27 protein-coding genes are annotated in these 26,008 nt (G+C 56.9%); 23 read left to right on the top strand and 4 right to left on the bottom strand.

The annotated features are described in order from the left end of the window. Position 1: 1 nt before the first annotated feature. On the bottom strand, positions 2–829 hold the full coding sequence (locus K7B04_RS14220; RefSeq protein WP_053390146.1) for an ABC transporter substrate-binding protein: 828 nt from the start codon (positions 827–829) through the stop codon (positions 2–4). A gap of 428 nt (positions 830–1,257) precedes the next feature. Between K7B04_RS14220 and K7B04_RS14215 the strand changes: the two genes are divergently transcribed. The 5 genes from K7B04_RS14215 (at position 1,258) to K7B04_RS14195 (ending at position 4,020) form a co-directional block, all read left to right on the top strand. Beyond that, complete coding sequence (locus K7B04_RS14215; RefSeq protein WP_053390145.1) at positions 1,258–1,668, top strand: VirG; 411 nt, start codon at positions 1,258–1,260, stop codon at positions 1,666–1,668. A 41-nt stretch (positions 1,669–1,709) separates the two neighbouring features. After that, positions 1,710–1,925, top strand: a complete 216-nt coding sequence (locus tag K7B04_RS14210) for a late histone H1 (protein ID WP_223802307.1) — start codon at positions 1,710–1,712, stop codon at positions 1,923–1,925. Positions 1,926–2,115: 190 nt separating this feature from the next. Then, positions 2,116–2,694, top strand: coding sequence for a TetR/AcrR family transcriptional regulator (locus tag K7B04_RS14205; protein WP_064548968.1), 579 nt, complete (start codon positions 2,116–2,118; stop codon positions 2,692–2,694). A gap of 19 nt (positions 2,695–2,713) precedes the next feature. Continuing rightward, the gene (locus K7B04_RS14200; RefSeq protein ID WP_223802306.1) at positions 2,714–3,502 is read left to right on the top strand and encodes a winged helix-turn-helix domain-containing protein; all 789 of its coding nucleotides are present in this window, start codon (positions 2,714–2,716) and stop codon (positions 3,500–3,502) included. Beyond that, positions 3,502–4,020 (top strand): FidL-like protein, encoded by a 519-nt coding sequence (locus K7B04_RS14195; protein ID WP_014839979.1) that lies wholly within the window; start codon positions 3,502–3,504, stop codon positions 4,018–4,020. The genes K7B04_RS14200 and K7B04_RS14195 overlap by 1 nt, the downstream gene beginning before the upstream one ends. 4 nt (positions 4,021–4,024) lie before the next feature. On the opposite strand, the gene fosA is transcribed toward K7B04_RS14195, so the two are convergent. Beyond that, a complete protein-coding gene (gene fosA, locus K7B04_RS14190) occupies positions 4,025–4,441 on the bottom strand; it encodes a FosA3/FosA4 family fosfomycin resistance glutathione transferase (protein WP_223802305.1) in 417 nt (138 codons plus the stop codon). A gap of 449 nt (positions 4,442–4,890) precedes the next feature. On the opposite strand from fosA, the gene K7B04_RS14185 reads away from it, so the two are divergent. The 15 genes from K7B04_RS14185 (at position 4,891) to K7B04_RS14115 (ending at position 20,239) form a co-directional block, all read left to right on the top strand. Then, positions 4,891–5,169, top strand: coding sequence for a BMC domain-containing protein (locus tag K7B04_RS14185; protein ID WP_001540796.1), 279 nt, complete (start codon positions 4,891–4,893; stop codon positions 5,167–5,169). Positions 5,170–5,185: 16 nt separating this feature from the next. Further along, a complete protein-coding gene (locus K7B04_RS14180) occupies positions 5,186–5,470 on the top strand; it encodes a BMC domain-containing protein (RefSeq protein ID WP_006821084.1) in 285 nt (94 codons plus the stop codon). A gap of 14 nt (positions 5,471–5,484) precedes the next feature. Then, positions 5,485–5,763: a BMC domain-containing protein gene (locus K7B04_RS14175; RefSeq protein ID WP_015585230.1), complete on the top strand. Its 279-nt coding sequence runs from the start codon at positions 5,485–5,487 to the stop codon at positions 5,761–5,763. A 53-nt stretch (positions 5,764–5,816) separates the two neighbouring features. Continuing rightward, on the top strand, positions 5,817–7,406 hold the full coding sequence (locus tag K7B04_RS14170; protein ID WP_163447936.1) for an acetaldehyde dehydrogenase (acetylating): 1,590 nt from the start codon (positions 5,817–5,819) through the stop codon (positions 7,404–7,406). Between the two features lie 26 nt (positions 7,407–7,432). Next, complete coding sequence (locus K7B04_RS14165; protein WP_163447935.1) at positions 7,433–7,690, top strand: EutN/CcmL family microcompartment protein; 258 nt, start codon at positions 7,433–7,435, stop codon at positions 7,688–7,690. Between the two features lie 15 nt (positions 7,691–7,705). After that, positions 7,706–8,860 carry a 1-propanol dehydrogenase PduQ gene (locus K7B04_RS14160; protein WP_223802304.1) on the top strand — a complete coding sequence of 385 codons (1,155 nt, stop codon included), beginning with the start codon at positions 7,706–7,708 and terminating at the stop codon, positions 8,858–8,860. A gap of 25 nt (positions 8,861–8,885) precedes the next feature. Further along, positions 8,886–12,272 carry a choline trimethylamine-lyase gene (gene cutC, locus K7B04_RS14155; protein ID WP_223802303.1) on the top strand — a complete coding sequence of 1,129 codons (3,387 nt, stop codon included), beginning with the start codon at positions 8,886–8,888 and terminating at the stop codon, positions 12,270–12,272. A 49-nt stretch (positions 12,273–12,321) separates the two neighbouring features. Then, positions 12,322–13,269 (top strand): choline TMA-lyase-activating enzyme, encoded by a 948-nt coding sequence (gene cutD / locus K7B04_RS14150; protein WP_223802302.1) that lies wholly within the window; start codon positions 12,322–12,324, stop codon positions 13,267–13,269. Between the two features lie 11 nt (positions 13,270–13,280). Then, positions 13,281–13,694, top strand: a complete 414-nt coding sequence (locus tag K7B04_RS14145; protein ID WP_223802301.1) for a BMC domain-containing protein — start codon at positions 13,281–13,283, stop codon at positions 13,692–13,694. Then, complete coding sequence (locus K7B04_RS14140; RefSeq protein ID WP_163447930.1) at positions 13,691–14,311, top strand: phosphate propanoyltransferase; 621 nt, start codon at positions 13,691–13,693, stop codon at positions 14,309–14,311. The genes K7B04_RS14145 and K7B04_RS14140 overlap by 4 nt, the downstream gene beginning before the upstream one ends. An 11-nt stretch (positions 14,312–14,322) precedes the next feature. Further along, positions 14,323–15,003, top strand: a complete 681-nt coding sequence (locus K7B04_RS14135) for a hypothetical protein (RefSeq protein WP_223804169.1) — start codon at positions 14,323–14,325, stop codon at positions 15,001–15,003. Between the two features lie 19 nt (positions 15,004–15,022). After that, positions 15,023–15,433: a multidrug efflux SMR transporter gene (locus K7B04_RS14130; RefSeq protein WP_163447928.1), complete on the top strand. Its 411-nt coding sequence runs from the start codon at positions 15,023–15,025 to the stop codon at positions 15,431–15,433. A 17-nt stretch (positions 15,434–15,450) separates the two neighbouring features. Next, complete coding sequence (locus K7B04_RS14125) at positions 15,451–15,780, top strand: multidrug efflux SMR transporter (protein WP_065356243.1); 330 nt, start codon at positions 15,451–15,453, stop codon at positions 15,778–15,780. 678 nt (positions 15,781–16,458) lie between these two features. Then, positions 16,459–17,982: a sensor domain-containing diguanylate cyclase gene (locus tag K7B04_RS14120; RefSeq protein ID WP_223802300.1), complete on the top strand. Its 1,524-nt coding sequence runs from the start codon at positions 16,459–16,461 to the stop codon at positions 17,980–17,982. A gap of 163 nt (positions 17,983–18,145) precedes the next feature. After that, on the top strand, positions 18,146–20,239 hold the full coding sequence (locus tag K7B04_RS14115; protein ID WP_223802299.1) for a heparinase II/III family protein: 2,094 nt from the start codon (positions 18,146–18,148) through the stop codon (positions 20,237–20,239). Here K7B04_RS14115 and K7B04_RS14110 read toward each other — a convergent pair whose 3' ends face one another. Next, the gene (locus tag K7B04_RS14110; protein WP_163447925.1) at positions 20,240–20,935 is read right to left on the bottom strand and encodes a FadR/GntR family transcriptional regulator; all 696 of its coding nucleotides are present in this window, start codon (positions 20,933–20,935) and stop codon (positions 20,240–20,242) included. A gap of 316 nt (positions 20,936–21,251) precedes the next feature. Between K7B04_RS14110 and K7B04_RS14105 the strand changes: the two genes are divergently transcribed. From K7B04_RS14105 to K7B04_RS14095, 3 genes are all read left to right on the top strand, one after another. Then, the gene (locus K7B04_RS14105; protein ID WP_163447924.1) at positions 21,252–23,036 is read left to right on the top strand and encodes a transporter; all 1,785 of its coding nucleotides are present in this window, start codon (positions 21,252–21,254) and stop codon (positions 23,034–23,036) included. Beyond that, positions 23,014–23,790, top strand: coding sequence for an SDR family oxidoreductase (locus K7B04_RS14100; RefSeq protein WP_223802298.1), 777 nt, complete (start codon positions 23,014–23,016; stop codon positions 23,788–23,790). Before K7B04_RS14105 ends, K7B04_RS14100 begins: the two co-directional genes overlap by 23 nt. A 181-nt stretch (positions 23,791–23,971) precedes the next feature. After that, positions 23,972–25,534, top strand: a complete 1,563-nt coding sequence (locus tag K7B04_RS14095) for an EAL domain-containing protein (RefSeq protein WP_163448013.1) — start codon at positions 23,972–23,974, stop codon at positions 25,532–25,534. Here the strand turns inward: K7B04_RS14095 and K7B04_RS14090 are convergent. After that, positions 25,531–25,908 carry a hypothetical protein gene (locus K7B04_RS14090; protein ID WP_223802297.1) on the bottom strand — a complete coding sequence of 126 codons (378 nt, stop codon included), beginning with the start codon at positions 25,906–25,908 and terminating at the stop codon, positions 25,531–25,533. The genes K7B04_RS14095 and K7B04_RS14090 overlap by 4 nt on opposite strands. Positions 25,909–26,008: the final 100 nt, after the last annotated feature.

Below are 26,008 nucleotides of genomic sequence, written 5' to 3'. Positions count from 1 at the left end.
ATTATTTTGCTTCTATGGTAAAGGAACGCGGCTGCGGCGCTTTCGTGGAAGGACCAAACCAGACATCATAAATTTTGGCTGCCTCGCCGGATTTCTCCAGCGCCACCAGCTCATCGTTCACCGCCTTCAACAGCGCCGGCTCCCCTTTTTTCACGCCCACGCCGATCTCTTCTTTACTCAGCAGATCCGGCAGAATTTTGAATTTCGCTTTATCCGGCGCTTCGCCCAGCAGGCCCGCCAGAATGGTGCTGTCCTGGGTAATCGCCTGCACGTTGCCGTTGCGCAGCGCGGTCAGCGCCAACGGAATATCATCATAGGAAAGCACGCGCGCCTGCGGGAAGCGCTGGTGCAGCGTCTGCTCGCCGGTGGTGCCTTTCACCGCGCCAATACGCGATTTGCTGTAATCGTCGAGCTTATCGCCGCTGCTCGCTGGCACCAGGAACTGCTGACCGGTGACGAAGTACGGTGTGGAAAAATCAATCACCTGCGCGCGCTCCGGCGTGATGGTGATATCGGCCACGATCAGATCCGCTTTGCCAGACTGCAACAGCGGAATACGGTTGGCCGGGTTGGTCGCCACCAGCTCCAGCTTCACGCCCAGCGATTTTGCCAGCGCTTTGGCGAAATCAACGTCGTAGCCCACCAGTTCATGGGTTTTGGCATCCACCGAGCCAAACGGCGGGTTCGCGTCAAAGGTGGCGACTTTCACCACCCCTTTCGCCTTAATATCCGCCAGCTGATCCGCCTGAGCGGTAAAGGTCGTGAAGCTGGCCGCCACCAGGCCGGTCACGATCGCGAGCTGTGCTACTGTCTGTTTTGTCTTTGCCATAATCTTTCTGGATACCCCTGTTTTTGTATTGTCTTTTTACGCTCCCACACCGTCTTCATCGGCACAAATAACGATTCGCTATGGCTTATAACGAAATATCCTTTAACGAAAGTGATTGTTATATAAAGGTAAAAAATTGATTAGCATGGCTTAACTGCGACAAAAACCGCAAATGCTTAGCGATATTTCGCATTTCCACAGACACCGGGTTTGCTGCTGAAATAGCAGGGAGAGCGCGAAAGATTAAGACGGTCTTAATACGTAAAAAAGGATGATTTCACAGAGTCATTGTTTCCCATCGTTACCAACAGACACAACAATCCGCAAGCATCGTCAGCATCAGGCAACCTATTATTAGCCCGACAATAAATGGGGACTCCCCCGTCTGATGCTTCGGCGTCAATTCAAATGCTTTATGGATGACTACAATGAAAAAATTTACCCGCACGGCTTTACTGGTCGCAACGCTCGCTGGCGCAACCTTCACCGCTCAGGCCGCTGATGTCGCAGCCGCTCCGGCTCCAGCTCAGGACCCGATTGTTCAGCACCTGAAGCTGACCGATGCTCAGGTTTCTAAAATCAAAACACTGCACCAGCAGCTGGAGAAAAACGTTCAGTCTATCTCCATGAAAGATGTTAAAGACGGCATGATCATCGATATGATCCAGTCCGGTAAATGGAACGAAGCGGGCGTGAAGCAGCAGCTGGCGGCATTCAGCAAAGTTGACCAGCAGGTACGCTACTACAAAGTGAAATACTACTTCGACTTAAGCCAGGTGCTGACAGCAGAGCAGCGTAAGCAGGTACAGAACGATCTGGCCCAGGCGGCAGCGGAGTAAGTCCATGAAAAAAAATCACTCTGATGCTGGGAGCATGCGCTATGTTGATTTGCGGCGCAGCAGCGGCGGCTAACGGTCAGGCTGTCAGCAAAGCGAAAACCGCCTGCCAGGACAACCCTACGCAGTGCGATCAGGCCAAAAGCACGGCGAAAGCTAACGCACAGAAAGAGGCGAAAGCCGCAAAAGACGCCTGTGCGAAAAACCAGACCGCCTGTGACAACGCCAAAGCGAAGGCCAAAAGCGCCGCGCAGAAGTAAGTCGTTATTGTCACAAACGCTCGAACGCGGTGAGCCCCCTCACCGCGTTTTTTTTGCCAAAACGCCCCCTGGGTGATAACTGCCTGATTCATACTACGAATTGTGACCTCTCACGCATTAACCACATTCAATCTACTGACATCCCGTACGCCTTGATCGTCGTCAAAAATAATCATACCGTCTGGTCGGTATGATTCGGGCCATGAATATGGAAGCCCAACACCGCAAGAAAGATCCGGTCCGTCTGCACCAACAATTGCTGGAATCCGCGGCAATGATTGCTGGTCGGGATGGCATTGCCGCACTGTCGCTGAACGCCGTTGCCCGCGAGGCAGGTGTCAGTAAAGGCGGTCTTATCCACCATTTCCCGAACAAGCAGGCGCTGATATTCGCCCTGTTCGCGCGTCTGCTGGCGATCATGGAAGAAGCGATTACCGCGCTGATGCAACAGGATGGCGTGAGCTACGGTCGGTTTACCCGCGCCTATCTGAACTATCTGGCGGATCTCACGGACACCCATGAAAGCCGCCAGCTTATGGTTTTGTCGCTGGCGATGCCCGATGAACCGGTGCTGCGCAAATGCTGGCGCGACTGGATGCTGGAGAAACTGGCGCAGGGCGATGAGCTGGATAACAGCCCAACCGGCACGCTGGTGCGCTACGCCGCTGACGGCATCTGGCTTTCGGAGTTGACGGAAGGGATCACCATGAGCGCCGACCACCGTCGCGCGCTGGTTGACTCCCTGAATAAAATGACGCTTCCCGCGTGAAGCACAGACTGAGGCCGCGATGCGCTACAACATCAATGCCCGTTTTATCTACGACGCCACCGACGGAACCCTGACGCTGCCGCAAAGCGATGAACCGGACAGCCAGCTATCCCTCACCGCCAGCGCCCTGTTTAACTATTTTCTGCGCCATACCGAGATTGTCAGCCGGGAAGATGTTCTGAAAAAAGTCTGGGATGACAATGGATTAACCTCATCCAACAGCAATCTGAACCAGTATCTCAGCATGCTGCGGAAGACCTTTCGCCATTACGGCGTCGATAACATCATCGTCACCGTCTCGCGCGGCTATTTGCAGCTTAATCCCGAGGTCATTATCGAAGCGCTGGACGACGCGCCGCCGGTTTCACCACAACAGACGCCTGCCGAATCGCCGCCCGTTGCGACAACGCCAGACGCACCGCGCTCCGCACATGCTCGCGGGATGTGCTGGTACATGGCCGGAGCCTGCTTGCTCACCATTGCCCTGCTTCTGGTTGCCTTCAGTCTGGTCGGCATCAGTGAATCCCAGCCTATCGCGCTGACCCGCCTGAGCCATAGCCAGTGCGAACTGCTGGCCAGCGATGAAATGCGACGTTCGGTCAGCGAAGAGTCCTACGGCAAAAACTTCGATGAGGTGCGCCAGCGGCTGAATATTACCTGTAAACCCGGTGAACGTTTTCTTTTCTTCTACGGCGACCGGCTCGAAACCAACGGGCTGGGGCGCGTGTTCCTTGCCCACTGCGCCATGCATGAAGATAACCCGTTCAGCTATTGCGATAACTACTTTTACTACTCCTGGAAGCCGTAATGAGACTCGCGCCGCGTCCGTTCTTTGCCCTCTGCGTTCTGGTATTTATTGCCGCCGCCGCGTTTAGCGCCTGGCGGCTGCTGCCTGCCGACAACGCGGGTGTCATGAGCTGTTCCACTAAGGGCATCATGCGCTTTGAGAACATGGACAAAGAGAACGTTAACGGCAATATTCACTTCAATTTTGGCGCGCAGGGTAAAGGCTCGATGGTGGTCGAAGGTTACACCGACTCCGCCGCCGGCTGGCTCTACCTGCAACGCTACGTGAAGTTTACCTACAGCAGCAAACGCATCTCGGCCACCGAGCGTCATTACCGCATCAATCAGTGGGAATCGAGCGCCTCCTCGATTGATGAATCGCCGAACGTGATTTTCGACTACTTTATGCGCGAGATGTCCGACAGCCACGACGGGCTGTTTCTCAACGCTCAGAAGCTCAACGAAAAGGCTATCTTGCTCAGCTCTATCAATTCACCGCTGTGGATCTGCACGTTGAAATCCGGCAGTAAGCTGAACTAACCCGTCAATCAAAAAAGACCATCCCCTTGTAGGGGCGTTCGCGACAGGCGGCCAGCCGCTGCGCCAGATTCCCCACATGCAGCTCCAGCTTATGGCCGTCAGGGTCGAGAAAATAGTAAGACGCCCCTTCACTGCGGTTATCTTTCCATACCTCAGCCCCCGCCTGCGCCAGCAGAGCCACCACCCCGGCAAAGTCTTCTTCCGCCACGCTGAAGGCGTAGTGGGTATAGTCGCTTTCCTGAGGGGGCGTTTTACGCCGCTGCTCATCCAGCGACAAGCACAGCCACAGCGCCCCACAGGAGAGATAGGCTCCGCTATCCCAGCGGGCATGCAGACGCATTCCAGGTAACCGCTGGTAAAACGCCAGGCTTAACGCCAGATCGCTGACCGCCAGCGTCAGATGATTCAATCCCTGCAGCATGACTTTTCCTCCCGTTATCAAACCCTGTTGTAAACTGTGATCGGCGACGCATCCCCTCCAGGCCTCACCTCATCACCGGCTAAAAAGCGCATTTTTTGCGTTTAGCCTGCCATCGGAAACCTGCGCCTCGCCACACTAATCCCCGCGCTATGTTACCCCTTTTTTGAAATCATTTAGCAATCCAATAACATTTCATCCCCCCGGAAAAAGCGGGCTAAAAATCGCCTTATTGAAGACCAAATCAGCACCGACATTACAGCATAAAGACATAAATAGACGCCCTAAAAAGACTAAATCACAGAGTTATATCCTAAATAATTACATCTATCGGATTTAAGTTCCATCCAGATTCTCCCCCCCTATAGTGACATTCGAACGCCGCAGCCGTGGGTTAACGCCGTGACACGGCCGGTTTTCCTTAAATCACAACCTGTTCTGAGGAGAGAGCCATGGGTGATGCATTGGGGCTTATCGAAACCAAAGGTCTGGTGGCCTGCATTGAAGCCGCGGATGCGATGTGTAAAGCCGCGAACGTCGAGCTGATTGGCTATGAAAACGTCGGCTCCGGCCTGGTCACCGCGATGGTGAAAGGCGACGTCGGCGCGGTGAAAGCGGCGGTGGATTCCGGCGTCGAGTCCGCACAGCGCATCGGGGAAGTGGTGACGTCGCTGGTGATTGCGCGTCCGCATAACGACATCAACAAAATTGTCATTAAACACAAGGCTTAAGGCCAGGAGAACGCAAATGGGTGATGCATTAGGTCTGATTGAAACCAAAGGGCTGGTGGCCTGCATTGAAGCGGCTGATGCCATGTGTAAAGCCGCCAACGTTGAACTGATTGGCTACGAAAACGTCGGCTCCGGCCTCGTCACCGCGATGGTGAAAGGCGACGTCGGCGCGGTGAAAGCGGCGGTAGATTCCGGCGTTGAGTCCGCACAGCGCATTGGCGAAGTGGTGACTTCACTGGTTATCGCGCGTCCGCATAACGACATCAACAAGATTGTCGCTCACTACAAAATTGCCGAATAACCGGAGAGAACATGATGAAAGAAGCGCTTGGCTTAATTGAAACCAAAGGTCTGGTGGCCTGCATTGAAGCGGCAGATGCGATGTGTAAAGCCGCCAACGTTGAGCTGATTGGCTATGAAAACGTCGGCTCCGGGCTGGTCACCGCGATGGTGAAAGGCGACGTCGGCGCGGTCAACGCGGCGGTGGATTCCGGCGTGGAAGCGGCAAAACGCATCGGCGAAGTGGTCACTTCCCGCGTGATTGCGCGTCCGCATAACGATATCGAAAAAATCGCGTCGCAGCATAAAGCATGACCTGACAGGGCACGCCCCGTCTGCACTCTTTTAGTCTGATGAAGGATAGACTCATGATTGAACTGGATACCGATTTGCTCTCTCGCCAGAACGCGCGAGAACTGGTGCGCAACGCCAAAAAGGCACAAGCCGTGATGGCCACCTTTTCACAGCAGCAAATCGACGCCATCGTGAAAAACGTGGCCCAGGAAGCGGCGCACCATGCCGAAGCGCTGGCGAAAATGGCCGCGGAAGAGACCGGCTTCGGCAACTGGCAGGATAAAGTCCTGAAGAACCGTTTTGCCTCGCTGCGCGTTTACGACGCCATCAAAGATATGAAGACCGTCGGCATCATTCATGACGATCAACAGAAAAAAGTGATGGACGTGGGCGTGCCGCTCGGCGTTATCTGCGCGCTGGTGCCTTCCACCAACCCTACCTCGACGGTTATCTACAAGACGCTGATTGCCCTGAAAGCAGGTAATGCGATTATTTTCTCGCCTCATCCGGGTGCGCGTCAGTGCAGCTGGAAGGCCATCGAGATTGTCAAACGCGCGGCCGAAGCGGCGGGCGCACCGGCGGGGATCGTCGACGGCATCACTGAACTGACGCTGGAAGCCACCTCCGAGCTGATGCACAGCAAAGAGGTGTCGCTGATTCTGGCGACCGGCGGTGAAGGGATGGTGCGCGCCGCCTACGCCTCCGGCACGCCAACCATCAGCGGCGGCCCGGGTAACGGCCCGGCGTTTATCGAGCGCAGCGCCGATATCCACCACGCGGTGAAAGACATCATCACCAGCAAAACCTTCGATAACGGCGTCATTTGCGCCTCCGAACAGTCGATCATCGTCGAACGTTGCATTTACGACGAGGTTCATCGCGAGCTGGAAGCCCAGGGCGCGTACTTTATGAACGAAGGCGAAGCGGCGAAAATGGCAGCCCTGCTGCTGCGCCCGAACGGCACGATCAACCCGAAAGTGGTCGGCAAAACGGCACTCTATTTAAGCCAGATGGCGGGCTTCTGCGTCCCGGCCAGCACCCGCGTGCTGATCGCCGAGCAGACTACCGTTTCACACACCAACCCCTACTCCCGAGAAAAACTGTGTCCGGTACTCGGCCTGTACGTGGAAGAGGACTGGAAAGCGGCCTGCAACCGCGTGATGGAACTGCTGACCAACGAAGGCCTCGGCCACACGCTGGTGATCCACACCCGTAACCAGGATGTTATCCGCCAGTTCTGCCTCGAAAAACCGGTTAACCGCATTCTGATCAACACCCCCGCGGCCCTCGGCGGCATTGGCGCGACCACCAACATCTCTCCCGCGTTAACACTGGGCTGCGGTGCAGTCGGCGGCGGTTCCAGCTCCGATAACGTCGGGCCGATGAACCTGCTGAACATCCGCAAAGTGGGCTACGGCGTGCGCTCCATTGACGAGTTGCGCGCACCGGGTAGCCGCGTCGAGCCACAGCCGACGATCGTCAGCCAGTCGGTCGACCCGCGCCGCAGCATCCTCGACGACGCGCGCTTCACCTCCCCTTCCCCTGCCGCCGCTAGCGCAAGCGATAACCGCTTCGCCAGCGCGACGACAGAGCAGGAAGGCGAGATAAGCGAGCAAAACGTGGAACGCGTCATCCGCCAGGTGCTTGAGCGCTTAGGCAAATAACGCATTGATATAAGGCGATAAAAACGATGATTCTCGCAAAGGTAACCGGACATGTCGTCGCCACGCAGAAATGCGATGAGCTACGCGGCAGCAACCTGCTGCTGATAACCCAACTGGACGACGATCAGCAGCCGATGAAGAACCGCACCTGGGTTGCCGTCGACAGCGTCGGCGCAGGCATGCACGACATTGTGCTGGCGGAAGAGTACTTCGCGCTTAACAAGGACCGTTACAAGGCGATGTCGGTGGTTGCCATTGTCGAGAACGTCTTTCGGGACGCGTAAGGAGTGAATAACCCAATGAGTGAATTTTTGCTGAAACCCCGGATCCGTTTTGGTCAGGACGCGCTTGCCGCCCTGAACGACGTGCCCGCTCAGCGTGCGCTGCTGGTCACCGACCAGGCGATGGTGAAATTTGGCCTCGCCTCCCGGGTGACCGACATCCTGCGCCAGCGCGGTATCGACATGCAGGTCTGGGACGATGTGGTGGCCGACCCGGATATCGCCACCGTGGTGCGCGGGATGAAGCGCATGGACAGTTGCGCGCCGGATCTGGTCATCGCGTTGGGCGGCGGCTCCGTGATTGACGCCGCCAAGGCGGTTATTTTCGCTCTGGCGCAGACCCGTCCGGAGGCAGGACGTGAACGCCCGCAGTTTGTGGCGATCCCCACCACCAGCGGCACCGGCTCGGAAGTGACCAGTTTTTCAGTGGTCAAAGCCCATGCCGAAAAGCTGGTGCTGGTTGACCCGTCGCTGCTGCCGGATATCGCCATTCTTGACCCATCGCTGGTCGCCTCGGTACCGCCCGCCATCACCGCCGATACCGGTATGGATGTCCTGTGCCATGCGCTGGAGGCCTACGTCTCCACCGCCGCCAGCGACTTTTCCGACGCGCTGGCCGAGAAAGTGGTGCAGCAGGTGTTCCGTTATCTGCCCACCTGTTGGCGCAACGGACACGATCTGCTGGCGCGAGAAAAAATGCACAACGCCTCCTGCATGGCTGGCATCGCGTTTACCAATGCCTCGCTGGGCATCACCCACAGCCTGGCGCATGCGCTCGGCGGCGTATTCCGCGTACCGCATGGCCGCGCCAACGCCCTGCTGATGGGGAGCGTAGTGGCATGGAATGCGGACTATCAGGGTCAGTGCGACACCGCCGCCGCCCATAAATATGCCCGGCTGGCTCACCTGCTGGATCTGCCCGCAGCCACGACTCGCCAGGGGGTCAACAGCCTGCTGGTCGCTATTGCGGCGCTGAAAGAAGAAATGACGATGCCGACGGGAATACAGCAAACCGGCATTGATGCCGCCGATTTTGAGCGCCGACTGGCGGAAATGGTCGGCCAGGCGCTGCGCGATAGCTGCACCCCGACCAACCCACGCGCGCCGGACGCCCAGGCTTTAACCGAACTCTATCGCCAGGCATGGAGCGGCAGCGCCGCCCACTGCCGCTGAGAACAAGAACTGGAGAATCTTACCTATGGCACACTATAGCTTAACGCCGCGCGTCAAAGTGCTGGCTGAACGTTTACAGGCACACGCCAGCACCCTGTGCACCGAGCACGCCGCCATTCTGAGCGGCCTGGACGGCGATATTGCCGGCGTTCCCGCTGCCGTTAAACCGGCGCGCCGTTTCTATGAACTGATGCGCCAGCTGCCGCTGACCATCAGCGCCGATGAGCTGATCGTCGGCAACCAGACCCGCAAGCCGCACGGGGCGATTTTCCACGACGAAAACGCCGCGCGCCGCCCATCCGTCTTCCAGTTTCTGAATCTGAACAGCGATCTCGACTCCCCGGATTACAAGCTGGTGGTAGAGAAAGGCGTGCTGGCGATTAAACACCAGCTGGAAGAAAAGACCCGTACGCTCGGCAGCGCGGTTAGCCGCAGCGGGATGGACGAAGTTAACGGCTGTCGCGCGGCCATTTACGCCTGCGACGCGCTGATGGCGCTGGCGCAGAACCTGGCCACCAGCGCGGAACAGCTCGCCGCCGCAGAGACCAACGCCTACCGTAAGGCCGAACTGCTCGACAGCGCCGCTATTTTGCACCATGTTCCAGCCCACCCGGCGCGCAGCTTCAAAGAAGCCTGCCAGGCATTTTACCTGTTCCAGCTGGCGCTCCAGCTGGATAACGGCAGCTACGCGGTCAACCCGGAAGGCGCAGACAAAGCGCTGCTGCCGTACTACCAGCACGACATCGCCAACGGCACGCTGAATGAAGCGCAAGCCTATGAGATCGTCGAATGCCTGTGGTTTAAACTGGCAGAGCTGAGCGAAGTCCGCGCCGCCAGCGCTATCGACGGCTACCCGATGTTCGATGCCCTGCTCCACGGCGCGAGCCTTGAAAACGCGGGTATCAACGAACTTTCCGCCATGTTCCTCAGCGCGCAGCAAAACCTCAGCGCCCTGCGCCTTCCGGTGCGTCTGTTCAGCGGCGAGCAGAAAGTCGCCGCCGTGCCGTTCGCCGCCGCAAGCGAAACTCCCACCACGGAAGGCCTGACTCCGCGCATGCAGCGCCTGCGCAACCACTACCTGACCGTGCGTCCGAGCGTCTCTATCTACCGCGCGCTGGCCTTTACCGAAGTGGTGAAAGCCAATCCAGGCATGCCGACCATTCTGCTGCGCGCCAAAGCCTTCCGCCACGCCTGCGAAACCGCGCCGATTCTGATTCAGGACGACGAGCTGATCGTCGGCCATCCGTGCGGCAAGCCGCGTGCGGGCGCCTTCTCCCCGGATATCGCCTGGCGCTGGGTGCGCGACGAGCTCGATACCATGAGCACGCGCCCGCAGGATCCATTTGAGATCAGCGAAGAAGACAAGAAAACCATCCGCGAAGAGATCGTCCCGTTCTGGGAAGGCCGCTCGCTGGATGAGATCTGCGAAGCACAGTACCGTGAAGCGGGCGTCTGGGCGTTCAGCGGCGAGACCTTCGTCAGCGACCTCTCCTACCACCAGATCAACGGCGGCGGCGACACCTGTCCGGGCTATGACGTGCTGCTGTTCACCAAAGGCATGAACGGCATTAAAGCGGATGCCGAGGCACAGCTCGCCAGCCTGAGCATGGAAAACCCGGAAGATATCGATCGTATTTACTACTACAAAGCGGCGATTGAAACCTGCGAAGGGGTGATTAACTACGCCCACCGTATCGCCGCCCGCGCTCGCGAACTGGCCGCGCTGGAGCAAAATCCTCAGCGTCGCGCCGAACTGCTGACCATCGCCGAAGTGAACCAGAACGTCCCGGCCAATCCACCGAAAACCTTGCAGGAAGCGCTGCAAAGCATCTGGACGGTGGAATCGTTGTTTGAGATTGAAGAAAACCAGACCGGCCTGTCGCTGGGTCGCGTTGACCAGTACTGCTACCCGATGTTTGAAGCCGATATCCGTGAAGGCCGCCTGACCCACGAAACCGCACTGGAGCTGATGCAGGCGTTTATCATCAAGTGCGCCGAGCTGATGTGGATGTCCAGCGAGCTGGGCGCGAAATATTTCGCTGGCTACCAGCCGTTTATCAACCTGACCGTCGGCGGCCAGAAGCGTTCCGGCGGCGATGCCTGTAACGACCTGACCTACCTGATTATGGATGCCGTGCGCTTCGTGAAGGTGTACCAGCCGTCGCTGGCCTGCCGTATTCACAACCAGTCGCCGCAGAAGTACATGGAAAAAATCGTCGACGTGGTGAAAGCGGGCATGGGCTTCCCGGCCTGTCACTTCGATGACTCCCACATCAAGATGATGCTGCGTAAAGGCTTCGATTTCGAAGACGCCCGCGACTACTGCCTGATGGGCTGCGTGGAACCGCAGAAATCTGGCCGCATCTACCAGTGGACCTCCACCGGCTACACCCAGTGGCCGATTGCCATCGAGTTCGTGCTCAACCGTGGCCGTATGGTGCTGTTCGATAGCTATCAGGGGCTGGATACCGGCGACCTGCGCGACCTGCACACCTTCGAAGAATTTGACGCGGCAGTGAAAAAACAGATCGCCCATATCGTCCGCCTGTCGGCCATCGGTACGGTGATCAGCCAGCGCGTCCACCGCGACGTGGCGCCAAAACCGCTGATGTCGCTGCTGGTGGAAGGCTGCATGGAAAAAGGCAAAGACGTCTCCGCTGGCGGCGCGATGATCAACCACGGTCCGGGGCTGATTTTCTCCGGTCTGGCCACCTACGTCGACTCGATGGCCGCAATTCGCAAACTGGTGTACGAGGATAAAAAATATACCCTCGAGCAGATGCGCGATGCGATGCTGGCGAACTTTGAAGGCTTTGAAGCGCTGCGCCGCGACTGCCTGAACGCGCCGAAATACGGCAACGATGACAACTACGTTGACCAGTACGCGCTGGATATCACCGAATGGACCGAGCGCGAGTGCCGCAAGTACAAAATGCTCTACTCCACCCTGAGCCACGGCACCCTGTCTATATCCAACAACACGCCAATCGGTGAGCTAACCAACGCCACGCCGAACGGCCGTCTGGCGTGGATGCCGCTCTCTGATGGCATCAGCCCAACCCAGGGCGCGGATAAGCAAGGCCCGACGGCGATCATCAAGTCGGTGAGCAAGATGAACGTGGAAACCATGAACATCGGCATGGTGCACAACTTCAAGTTCCTCAAAGGGCTGCTGGATACTCCGGAAGGTCGCCACGGCTTGATTACGCTGCTGCGCACCGCGTCGATTCTTGGCAACGGCCAGATGCAGTTCAGCTACGTCGATAACGAGGTGTTGAAAAAGGCCCAGCAGGAGCCGGAGAAATACCGCGACCTGATCGTCCGCGTCGCGGGTTACAGCGCCTATTTCGTTGAATTATGTAAGGAAGTTCAGGACGAGATCATCAGCCGTACGGTGATTGAGAAGTTCTGATAAGACGGACCGCTGTGGACAAGGAAGTCCGATGTTTCAGGAGGCAAGCGTGATAGCAAAGACAGAATTAACCGGGCGTATTTTCAACATCCAGAAATACTCGATCTACGACGGCGACGGCATCCGCACGCTGGTGTTTTTTAAAGGCTGCAATATTCGCTGCCCGTGGTGCGCCAATCCGGAAGGGTTAAGCAGCCAGTTCCAGGTGATGTTCTCGCAGGATAAATGCATTAACTGCGGCGACTGCGTCAACGTCTGCCCGGCGGGCATTCACTACCGGGCCGAAGAAAACGGCGCGATGAAACACTTCGTCAACCGCAATAAAGACTGCATTGGCTGCCGTAAGTGTGAAGAAATCTGTACCCAGAACGCGCTGGATATTATGGGCAAAGACGTCACCGTCAGCGAGCTGATGGACATCATCATGCAGGACTATGACTTTTACGTCTCTTCCGGCGGCGGCGTCACCATCGGCGGCGGCGAAATGAGCCTGCAAACCGACTTTGCCGTGGCCCTGTTCAGTGAATGCAAGAAGATGAGGATCAACACCGCCGTCGAGACGCAGGGCACCACTCCGCTGGCCAATTACCAGAAGCTGGCGCCGGTCACCGATACCTTCTTGTTCGACATCAAACAGATCGACAGCGATCACCACAAAACGCTGTTCGGCATCGGTAACGAAGGCGTACGCCGCAACCTCGAGTGGCTGGTTGATTCCGGCGCGAACGTGATTGTGCGCATGCCGTTGGTGCGCGGCTACAACGATTCATGGGAAGCCATTACCGGGGCGATTGATTACGTCCAGAAGCTGGCGAAACGCGGCAATATTCGCCGTATCGATATGCTGCCGTACCACCAGCTGGGGCGCAAAAAGTACGAACGTCTGGAGATGCCCTACCCGATTCTTGAGGACCCGACCTACAGCGTGGAAGAGCTGAACAAGCTTGAAGCGTTTTTCGCCCAGTTTGAGTTTGATATTCGCTTAGTTCGTCATTAAAGGAGCCGATAATGAAAAGTTTAGGCGTCATTGAAACACGAGGATTAGTCGCCGCCGTTCAGGCCGTCGACGCCGCCTGTAAAGCCGCGGGCGTGGCCTGTATTGGCTATCGCAAGGTGGGTTCAGGGCTGGTGAGCGTCTGCTTTGAAGGCGAAATCAGCGCGATTCATACCGCCGTCGAGCGCGGCGTCGCGGTGGCAAAAATCAGCGATCCGCAGGTCACATCGCTGGTGATTGCGCGTCCGGAACGCTGCGTGGTGGAGGCGCTCAGCAACCTGAAGGGCCACCCGCCACGCGCCGCCGCGCCAACCACCGTGGTCACTGAACCGGCAATCGAGGCTCCCGCCGTTGAGCCGCAGCCGCTGGTGCCCGCGCCGAACGCCGATGAGAAACACGCTGCCAATAAGAAAGGGAAGAAGGCATGATTGACGCCCTGCTACAGGAAAAAATCGCCGCCCGGCTGACCGAGTCTACGCCCGTCATTCCGGTCGGCATCTCTAACCGCCACGTGCATCTGTCGCAGCAGGACGTCGAAGCGCTGTTCGGCAAGGGCTATACCTTGACGCCGTTTAAGCCGCTGCGCCAGCCGGGACAGTTTGCCGCCGAAGAGTGCGTGACCATCGTCGGCCCGAAAGGCTCGCTCAGCAACGTGCGCGTGCTCGGCCCAACCCGGCCTACCACGCAGCTGGAAGTGTCGCGCGCCGACTGTTTCGCGCTGGGCATCAAAGCGCCGGTACGCGAATCCGGCCAGCTGGAGAATGCCGGCAGCGCGCTGCTGATCGGCCCGAAAGGCCACGTTGAACTGCACTCGCAGGTGATCTGCGCCTGGCGGCACATTCATATGTCGCCGCAGGATGCCCGTCAGCTAAACGTCAGCAACGGCCAGAAGGTGAGCGTGTGCAGCCACGGCGAGCGTCGGCTAACGTTTGATGAAGTGGTGGTGCGGGTGCGCGAAGATTTCGCCCTCGAATTCCACATCGATACCGAAGAGGCCAACGCCGCCGGGCTGAAAAACGGCGAGCAGGTGGCGCTGATAGGCTAACGGAGGCCATGATGACCGAGCAACAGATCGACCGTCTGGTGATGCAAATCCTCCAGCGCCTGCAGCCTCCCGTGCTGGTGATGGTGACCGCGGCGGAGGGGTATCGCCACGAGATTTGCCAACGCCTGGCGTGCTGCGGCGAGCGGCTGCATCTGGCGTTAAGCGCCGAGCTGACGGATGCTGAGCGCTGGCAGACGCTTGGCGACGTGCAACCCGCGGAGATCTGGCACCGTGCGTTACCGCCCGCCCCCTACAAGGCGCTGCTGCTACCGTTTCTCGATTATCCGCTGGCGGCGGATCTGCTGAACGGCACGCTGCAAAGCCCGGTAGCGCAAAGGGTACACGATGCGCTACTGGCAGGCATTCCGGTGCTGGCGCTGCGTTATCTTTGCGACCCGCACAGCGAGCTAAACGCGCTACGCGGCGTCGCGCAGCCCGGCTACGCGGCGCAAATGAGCGCAACGCTGGAACGCCTGACGGCCAGTGGCATCACCCTGGGTACGCTGAACGAACTACTGGACAGGCTGACCGCGAACGCCAGGCCGCCAGCCGTCAGTGAAAGCCCACGGCGTTATCTCACTGTCACAGATATCGTCAATAATCCGGCGCTGGCCGAGTCACCCGACGCCGTGTTGACCGATGCCGCCGTCGATTTTTTAAAAGCACAGAAAAAAATAACCTTACCTCGATAACACACCCTGGAGTGTAGATATGTCTTCGAAAACAAAATGCTGGCTATGGATGCTGTTGGTTATCTTGTCGGAAACCTCGGCCACCTCAACGCTTAAAATGTTCGACTCCAGCGAAGGGATGACCAAAACCCTGCTGCTGGCGCTGATCGTGGTGCTTTACTGCATCTGCTACTACTCGCTCTCCCGCGCGGTGAAAGATATTCCGGTCGGTCTGGCCTACGCCACCTGGTCGGGAACCGGCATCCTGGTGGTCTCAACGCTGGGCATGGCCTTCTATGGTCAGCATCCGGATACCGCCGCCATCATCGGCATGGCGGTGATTGCCAGCGGCATTGTCATCATGAACCTGTTCTCGAAAATGGGTCATGAGGAGGCGGAAGAGACGCCGCCGACGCCGGTTTCCACCCTTGATAACAAAATCGCCAACTAACGCAGAAGGAATCGCTCATGTTTAATCTCGGATTTTTATGGCTGGCGCTGTCTATCGGCTCCGAAATCACCGGCACCTCGATGATCAAAAAAACCAACGGCTTTAGTAAACTGGGGCCATCAGTGCTGGTGGTTTGCGCTTACGCGCTGTGCTATTTCGCCCTGACCCGCGCCATGAGCACCATCCCCGTTGGCGTGGCCTACTCACTGTGGTGCGGTTTTGGCATCGTGGGCGTCACCATCTTCTCGATGATTCTCTATAAGCAGAAGCCCGATCTACCCGCGATTTTCGCCATGCTGTTGATCATCAGCGGCGGCGTAATCATGAACGTCTTCTCCGGAATGTAATAGACAATAGAGACCTTCCCTGGCCGGGAAGGTCTCTGCACGGCGAGCGTTTAATATTCCTCAGGATGAGAAATAATTTTTCCCCGTTATATTTACTCCTCTCACCCTTCAGCATCAGAAATCTACCGCCACCTTTCAGGAAATATTGTTTCCGCAAGGAAAGAAGATTTATTTCCTATCGCCGCGAAAAAACACCTCCCCGGAAATCATTCTCCATCAAACAAATGTAAATATCCGAAACATTATTACACAATGGCATTAACGTTCCCCAAAAAGTCATTACACATAGCCTAAGCCATCACTTACGATCATATTTTTATTAGAGTAAAAGACAACAATAGCATTGTTTTAAAAGGAAATTAATCCATATGAAATGATAACAACAGATCGTTTTCGCCAATCAATAAAGGGATATCGATCGTTGTCATCTGGCTTATTGCTAATACCCGTGACGATCGGTTTCAACGATCGATATGAATTAGTTCAATCGCCTTTGACAATGGTATTTACAGGTTGTAACATTCGCAGCCTTTAATTAAAGGCAGTAAATCGAGTGAGTGTGCGTAGCGTATTTACATCGGGAAAATAATAATTTTCAGTGGTTATTTACTACCGTCATACCCAAAAAATCGTTCTTGCGTGAATGGATTTATTGATTTTTTGCTTCTGGAGAAAGCTGTGATTCGGAACCTGAATTTCCGCCGCCCGTTAAATATCTGTTTCCTGAAAACGGCCATTATTTTCACCCTCGCCTGCATCGCAGTGCTGGCGGTGCAGTGGCACGACGTCAAAAGCAGCTATCAACGGCAAAACATGCGCGACGTGCAGAATCTGGCCGCTTACACCGCAAAGTACCTTCACGACTACGACATCATGCTTGATGAAACCATCGAGCAGTTTATCAGCATCAAACAAGATAAGAAGAATGACGACGGCGAACTCCGTCACTGGCTGTTTGAGCGCTTTAGCACCATGCCCGACGCCCGTACCTTGGTCTACGCCGACCAGCAAGGGGGCTTTATCCGTCTGCCCAACGTTGAGCTCAACGACAAAACCGAGGAAGACACCGACCCGCGCCACAAGATCTGGTATATGGCGGCCATTCGCGATGACGGAGGCAATACGCACTATACCCGCAGTCGGGATATCTTTGATGATGCCGTCAGCACCCTCACGCTCTCCAAATCGCTGATCAACAACGTAGACGGCGAAAAGCTTGGCGTGCTGGCCATCCGGCTTAACCAGGAACCCAGCATGGATATCCTGAACGCCGCCTACTCCACCCTGCCGGGGCGCAAGTGGATCATGGATAACGAAGGCCAGCAGATAACCAATGAAAGAGAGGCGGTGAATCCCCAGACGCTGGCCAACGTCGCCCCCCGACTCAATAAACAGACGCCCTTTTTCTATCTGCCTGACAGCGAAAGGTGGTATTTCTGCAGCGCGGTGGGCGACACCACGTGGTTTCTGGTCCATGAAGTGCGCAATAGCGATTTAATCTCGCAGGTCTTCACCCACAGCCTGAACGTTATCTACTGTCTGGCTTTCGGCCTGCTGGCGCTGTTTGTCTGCTGGTGGATGGTGCGCTCTTCTCTCAACGGCCTCTATATCAGCATCGCGAACGGTATTCGCAACGGCGCCATCGAACTTAAAGCTGCGGAGGAGATGCTGTATGAAGAGATCCACAATACCACCGTGCAGCAAGAAATGATTAAAAACGAAGCGCTGACCGATGGTCTCACCGAGCTCAAGAACCGCCGGGCTTTTGATAACGATATTGAATTTCTTCAACAGACCAACGATCTGTGCATCGCCATGATCGATATCGATAACTTTAAGACCATCAACGATACTTACGGCCACGCGGTTGGCGATATGGTCCTCAGGACGGTAGCGGATATCGGGCTGCGTCTGCGCGGAATGGATAACATCACCCTCTACCGCTACGGCGGCGAGGAGATTGTCGCCCTGTTTCACGGGATGATGCAGCACGACGCGTTGGCGTTTCTGGAACGCTGGCGTGAAACCTGCGAGCAGCGACACTTTCGCGAGACGAACCTGCGCGTTACCTTCAGCGGCGGCATTGCCACTAAAGACGATATGCGCGTAGAAGAGGCGCTGGTGCTGGCGGATAAACGGCTTTACGAAGCCAAGCGAAATGGTAAAAACCGCATTATCAGCGAGTCGCTGACCTTCGCTTGAGCATTCTGCGGCTCAGAGCTGATAGCATCTATAGTATGACAAATAATGTTTATTTTGTGACCTCACATGCAACTTAAAGCCATAGCGCTGGCTGTTAATGAGGTGATAGGTTTATTTTTTGCATCAAATAGTCATACTAATGAACATGACCTGGAGATGCTTGATGATCCTCGACCGCTCCCTTTTCCTCTCCCCTTCTGATATTACGGCGCTGCGGGCGTGTTTCACGCACGATACGCAGCCCGGCATCACGCTGCGCCACCAGCGCCAGCAGCTGGAAGCCTGGCTGGCTCGCCCGCAGTGGATCCCCGGCCACGGCGAAGGCGGCGGCCCGGAACATGCCCGGCATAAATACAATTATCAGATGATGGATCTCGCCGGGCTCCACTGGCTGCTGAGCGGCGACGTCCGCTACCGCGACGCCCTGCTCGCGCTGCTGCGCGGCTATGCCGACGTCTACCCGACGCTGGGCAGCGCCACCAGCCGCGACAGCAATCCGCCGGGCAGGCTATTCCACCAGACGCTCAACGAAGATATGTTTTTACTTTACGCCGCCGGAGCGTGGGCCTGCGTGAAAGGCTCGGCCAGCGAGGCAGACCGCGCGCATATTGAAGAAAACTTGCTGTGCCTGATGGTGCGTGAGGCCATTACCGTCCACCGGGACACCTTCGATATCGTCCACAACCATGGCATGTGGTCGGTGGCCGCCATCGCGCTGTGCGGCCTGGCTACCGACCATCCCGAGTGGGTGGAGATCGCCCTGCACGGTAAGCTGCGCGATGACGTCAGCGGCGGATTTTACGCCCAGCTTAACCAGCTGTTTTCTGTCGACGGCTACTATATCGAAGGGCTTTACTACCAGCGTTTCGCGCTGCGCCCCATGCTGCTACTTGCCGCGGCGCTTGACCGCTGCCAGCCGGAACGGGAAATCTGGTCCTACGGCGATCGTTTAATCCAGCGCGCCTGCGTCACGCTGTTCGATATGGCGTTCCCGGACGGCACTCTGCCAGCACTGAACGATGCCTCGAAAACCATGAATCTGCGCGACGAAGGCGCGCTGATGGCGGTCAGCCTGTGTCGCCAGCACTACGGCCCATCGCCGCAGCTTTCGGCTATCGCCCACTATCAGCAGGCATGCTGGCCGTGCCGGGGGGCGCTATTGCTCAGCGAAGATGCGCAAGCACCGGGTGAAGTCACGGTCCGCCGTTCGCAGTTGGTGCGCGACGGCGTGGCAGGCGATCGCGGCGCAGGCGGTATTCTGCGCGCTCAGCCTGACGGAGAATCGGAGAGTATGGCGCTGCTTTGGTGGGGCGGGCATGGCAATATCGCCGGTATGCACAGCGCCCTGAACCACGGCCATTTTGACGGTCTGCACCTCAGCTACTTTACCCGTGGGCACGAAATCCTTCAGGACTACGGCTTCGCCCGCTGGGTTAACGTCGAACCTAAATTCGGCGGTCGCTACGTGGCGGAAAATAACGGCTACGCCAAGAAAACCGTGGCCCACAACACCGTGGTGGTGGATGAAGGCTGCCAGAATCAGGGGGACAAAGAACGGGCGGCGGCGCGTTACGGAAATACCCATTTCTTTACCGGCAGCGGCCCATATCAGGGGATGAGCGCCTTTGCCGACGACTACTGGCCGGGGGTTAACCAACAGCGCACGGTCCTGTTGCTCACGCTGCCGCAGTGCGAGCGCCCGCTGCTGGTCGATCTGTTTGCGCTGTACAGCGATAGCCGCCATCAGTATGACTATTGCCTGCACACGTTGGGGCAAATCATCCACTGCAACCGTGAACTGAAGGCGGAACCTACCCGAGCGCCGCTCGGCACCTCGCAAGGCTATGAGCACCTTTGGCGCTGCGCCTGTGGCCCGGTGCCCGCCGCAGAGGCGGCGCAGTTGAGCTGGCTATACGGCGACAGCTTCTACACGCTGACCAGCACAATGCCACAGCCCGGCGAGCTGATAATCGCCCGGACTGGAGCCAGCGATCCGGCGTTTAACCTGCGCGAGGAGCCCGCGTGGCTGTTACGAACGCATGCGCAAAACACGCTGTTTGCCAACGTGCTGGAGTGCCACGGCGAGTTTGACGAGTCGCGGGAAGTTTCGCGCCAGGCGCGGGGGAACGTACGGGAAGTGATGATTGAGGAACACAGTGCGGCGCAGACGGTAGTGTTAATCGCTTTCCACCAGGGCGAGCCCTGCCGGATAGCGGTAGATAACCGCCGCGGACACGGCGGGTTCAGCGTGGCGTAATCAGAGGCGGTGTTTGCTGGCGTCCATCATGCCGAGGGACGCCTGGAACGCCGCCTCCGCATCGCCCGCCATAATCGCTTTATAGATGCGCTCATGGTCGTCGAGACACATGCCGCCCTCTTTTGAGGAGTGGCTGATAAACCATTTGAACACCGTGGTCAGCACGTTGCCAAACGGCTGATAGAAGCAGTTACCGGACGACATAAAAATGATGCGGTGAAAGCGCGTATCGGCATCCACCCACCGTTCAGCGTCAAAATTTTGCGCAATGCGGCACATTTCTTCCCAGGTCTGTGACAACGCGATGCACTGCTCGCGCGTGGCATTTATCGCCGCCAGACGGGTCGCGTGCGGCTCAATCACCCGCCGGAACTCAAGAAACTGCTGGTACATTTCCAGCGTGCCTTCCATGCCACTCAGCCATTCCAGCAGCTGTACGTCGAGAATATTCCAGTCGGTGCGGGCGCGAACGCGGGTACCGGTTTTCGGCCGCGACTCCAGCAAGCCTTTAGACGATACCAGCTTCAGCGCCTCGCGCAGCGCTGTGCGGCTGACTCCCAGCTGTTCACACAGCTCAACTTCGGCCGGTAATACGGTGCCAGGCTGCAGCTGACCGGAGAAAATCTTGCGGGCAATGTCGCTGGCAATCAGGCCGTCCAGGCCGCGCTGTGTCGTCGTAATCGTCGTGAAGTTCATGCTTTTGTCATACCTGAACAAGAATTATGGCTCAGTGTAACATAGCCAGGGGGATCGATTAGCGCATCCAGCGCAATTTTCTCGGCTTTTTCCGTACATTTAACCATCATTCGACAGCCTGATATCGCATTTAGTCATACTAATAAAGATCGTTTTTACGCCAAATTGTTCAATTACTCAACACAGATCACAAGTCACACTCGATAAAACGCCAAACATTGAAGTGGATCGCAAATCAGCTCACGCCAATTTTATTAGTCATACTAAATGACAAATAATACTTCATCTCCTGATACAACTCGCGAGTGTGGACATAATGGATATCAACATTATTGTGATGGTGGTGTACTTCGTGCTGATGATTGCTATCAGCTACGCGTTCAAAAAAATGGGTACCGGGTCGGCAAGCCACTACTTCCGCGGCGGCGGCAGGATGCTGTGGTGGATGGTGGGCGCGACGGCGTTCATGGCGCAGTTCAGCGCCTGGACCTTCACCGGCGCCGCCGGTCAGGCCTATCGCTACGGCTTTACGGCCATCGGCGTCTTTGCCGGTAACGTCATTGGTTACATCGTCGGCTGGTGGTGGTTCGCCACCCGTTTCCGCCAGCTGCGGGTCGATACGCCCACTCAGGCCATCAGCCAGCGTTTTGGCCCGAAAAACGAGCAGTTCTTTACCTGGATCCTGATTCCGCTCAGCATCCTTAACGCGGGCGTGTGGCTTAACAGCCTGGCGGTGTTTGCCAGCGCGGTCTTTAAGTATGACTTAACGCTGACGCTGTGGATCACCGGTCTGGTGGTGCTGCTGATCTCCCTGCTGAGCGGCTCCTGGGGCGTGGTGGCCAGCGACTTCGTACAAACGCTGATTGTGGCGATTATTTCGGTGGTGTGCGCGGCGGTGGCGCTGTTTAAAGTCGGCGGCCCGGTCAAAATGGTCAACGACTTCCCGTCCGGCTTCTTTACCGGCCCGGACACCGGCCCGCACTATATTCTGATCCTGATCGTCTGCTTCGCCTTCTTCTTTGTGAAGCAACTGCAAAGCTTCAACAACCTGCAGGATTCCTATCGCTATCTGAACGCCAAGGACAGCGCCAACGCCAAAAAAGCCGCGCTGTTTGCCCTGTTCCTGATGCTGTTCGGCACCCTGATTTGGTTTATTCCGCCGTGGGCCACCGCCATTCTCTACCCGGATATGGCGCAGTCGCACCCGGAACTGGGGAAAAACGCCACCGACGCGGCCTATCTGGTGTTCGCCGAACGCGCCATGCCGGAGGGAACCGTCGGGCTGCTGATGGCCGGCCTGTTTGCCGCCACCATGTCGTCGATGGATACCGCGCTTAACCGCAACTCGGGCATTTTCGTGCGCAGTTTCTGGACGCCGGTGGTGAATCGCAATGAACCCAAAAGCGAGCACTACCTGCTGCGCGTCGGCCAGACGGCGTGCATCGTCAACGGCGTGCTGGTGATTCTGGTCGCGCAGTATATGCAATCGCTGCAAGAGCTGAGCCTGTTTGACCTGATGATTCAGGTTGGGACCCTGGCTTCCGCGCCGATTATCGTGCCGCTGTTCTTCGGCATGTTTATCCGCAAAACACCGGACTGGTCCGCATGGGGGACGGTGGTCTTTGGGCTGATTGTTTCTTACGTCATTACCCACTGGATCACGGTGAAAGACGTGAGCGACGCGCTGGGGCTGACGCTGACCAACCGTGAACTGAAAGATCTCTCCGCCGTGTGGAATATCTTCTGCCACCTGGTGTTTACCGGCGGCTTCTTCTGCCTGTCGACGCTGTTTTACCGCGAGCCGGGTAAAGCGCGCGCCTCGGTGCTCGCTACCTTCTTCAGCAATATGGAAACACCGGTCTACGCCGACCACGAGCAGGATGGCTTCGACCGCCTGCAGCGCAGCAAAATCGGCAAGATATCGCTCGCCATGGGTCTGTGCATGCTGCTGATGATCCTGATTCCTAATCCATTGTGGGGACGCCTGCTGTTCCTGCTCAGCGCTGCCGCCATCATTTTGTTCGGCTACGTTCTTTGGCGCAGCGCCTCTTCTGATTCTTCAACACAAGGGAGCAACTATGTTTACCGACCTGAAAAATAAGCGCGTATTAATCACCGGGTCCAGCGCAGGGATGGGGCTGGCCGCCGCGCTGGCGTTTGCCCGCCAGGGAGCCAAAGTCGGCATCAACAGCCATAACGTACCGCCGGAGCTGGAGGAGTCGTTGAGTCTGCTGCGTCAATACGGCGGCGAGGTCGAATTCTTGCAGGCTGATGTCACCCGCTCGGACGAATGCGCTCACCTGGTCGCCGCGTTTGTTGAACGCTTCGGCGGCCTGGACGTGTTGATTAACAACGCCGGCGGTCTCGGAGGGCGAGCCAACCTGGAAGCCATTGACGATGAATTTTACGACCGGGTGATGGATCTCAACGCCCGCTCGGCGCTGATGATGACCCGCTTTGCCATTCCGCATTTACGCGCGGCGGCGAAAGCCCGAGGTGAAACCACCTGCGTTATCAGCACCGGTTCCATCGCCGGGCGCGAGGGCGGCGGCGTGGGTGCGGGCGTCTACGCGGCGTCGAAGGCCTGGTTGCATGATATTCACCGTAACTGGGTGAAAGAATTTACCGTCGACGGTATCCGCTTCAATATCGTCTCACCGGGCACCATCGATACCGCGTTTCATGACGGGAAAAGCGACGAACTGCGGGCCAAAATCGCCGCCAGTATTCCGATGGGCCGCTTTGGCACCGCTGAGGAGGTTGCGCCAGCGTTCTTGTTCTTCGCATCGCACGCCTGCAGCGGCTATATCACCGGGCAGATTCTGGACGTCAACGGCGGACAAATGGCACCATAATGGATAAAAAACGCCCCTTCAGTTCATCCTGAAGGGGTATTTCGCTTCGAGCCAAAATCGGTATCCAGCAGAATGATAGGCATAATCTTTATATTGTTATAGTCTGGAGCCCCCTGCCAACGATATAATCAGCAGCGAATAAATCGCTTAATAACCTCCGCTCGAGCACCAGGAATTTATGATGACCACGCAGCGTCTGGTGAGCATAATCACGGGCGTGCTGATTATCCTAATCATTCTGCCCATTACGCTCAGCCTGTGGCTGGCCCACCGCCAGGCTCACGAACTCTTTGACCAGGAGTTAAACAACTACGCCGCACGGGTCATGGCGCGTTCAGAGCGCGTCAAGCATCAAACGCGTACCGCGCTGGAAGAGGTCAGCCGCTTCCGGGGCGAGACCTGTAGCCTGGCGCATCTGCGTCAGTTGCAAAAGATGTCCTATATTCATCAATACGTGCAGAGCGTGTTTTTCCTTGAAAACGCGGTCCATCCCTGCGCCCTGTTGGGCAATAGTCTGGGCGAAAAAGTCCCTGACTCCGAATTTACCGCCCCCGGCGGTTATCAGGTGTGGCTGGTGTCGCGTCACGACCTGCAAACCGACGACAAAATGGTCGCCGTCAGCAACGGCAGGTACGTTGCCATTGTGGATCCCGATTCACTGATCGACGTCTTGCCGCACCCTCACTACCCCATTCATGCCGCGTTGATCAGTACGAAAGGGTATCAGGTGATCACCAGCAATGCGCCTGTCGACGCGGACTTCTGGCAAAAAAATCTGCATGTCTTTCAGCCGACAATCGAAAAAGACGGCATCGTTTACCACCAGCAGCTTCTGCCAACGGTGGGGGCGATTTTACTGACCTGGTCTTCCCTGCAGCCGATGGAATCCAGCTTGCGCCACCAGCTGATGATTTGGGTGCCGTTGGGCATACTCCTGAGTCTCATCACGGCATTTTTGATGCTGCGTCTTCTGCGCCGCCTGCGTTCATCCCATTACCGCATTCTCGATGCCATACGGACGAAGGAGATCAGCGTGCACTATCAGCCGGTGGTCGACCTGAAGAGCGGACGCATCGTCGGCGCCGAAGCGCTGGCCCGCTGGCAGCAGCCGGACGGCCACTGGCTACCGCCGGATATTTTCATCCCGCTGGCCGAGCAAACCGGCGTTATTAATCAACTGACCGAATATATCGTGCGTACGGTATTTGACGATCTCGGGAACTGGCTGGCCGCGCATCCACAACAGCATATTGCGATTAATTTCTCCGCCGCCGACCTCAGCTCACCTCCTCTACCGACGCTCGTTAAAAAACTGCTCGCGCAGTGGCAGGTTGCCGCCAATCAGATTGCGATTGAAATTACCGAGCGCGAACTCATCACTCCCAAAACCGCGTGCCCGGTGATTCAGGCCTACCGGGAAATGGGCCATACCATTTGTATTGATGATTTTGGCGTCGGCTATTCAAGCCTCAGCTACTTGCAGGATCTGGACATCGACACGCTGAAGATCGATAAATCCTTCGTCGACAGCCTGGAACACAATCGCGTGACCGGCCATATCATCGACATGGCAAAATCGCTCAACCTGACGATGGTGGCCGAAGGGATTGAAACTCCCGCGCAACGCGACTGGCTGCTCGCCCACGGCGTGCAGACCGGACAGGGTTGGCTATTCAGCCCGGCGCTGGCGAAAAAAGCGTTTATCCACTGGGCGAACGATAACCTACAGGCAGGCGAACGTTAATGGTGATAGGCCAGCGTCTGCGCATGGAGCGGGCTTTCGGAAAGCTTCTGGCAGCGCTGTAGTGTCCCCTTCCCCGCATAGCGATATAAAAACTCGCCGCTACGGCTGCGGTGGATAAGCCTGTCGCCATTGCTAAAGCTGACCACCTCGACGCCGTTATCCTGACGGTGGCCAGCGCCGACTTCATAATGCCCCTGCCACAGTTCCGATACATGACCATAGACATGGAGAGTAACCTCCACCAGGCCGCGCGACGGGCAATGAAGCTGCAGCGCCGTCGAGTTAAAATTCAGCGCCAGAGATGAGGGGGAAATTAAAATAAACGATAATAATAACAGCAGATTCTTCATCATTTTATAGGTAAACAGACTCAATATGAGGCGCTACCATACAGGCCTGATGAATATAACGTTTTTGTTCTGACGCAATAAAAACGAAGAAACAGAAATGGATATTACGAAATAAAATAGACTT

The sequence above is a fragment of the Kluyvera sp. CRP genome (assembly GCF_019930565.1).
In the GTDB taxonomy this organism is placed as follows: Bacteria; Pseudomonadota; Gammaproteobacteria; order Enterobacterales; family Enterobacteriaceae; genus Kluyvera; species Kluyvera georgiana_A.
The sequence above is the reverse complement of the archived record's forward strand: the minus strand, read 5'-3'. Positions and strand labels throughout refer to the sequence as shown.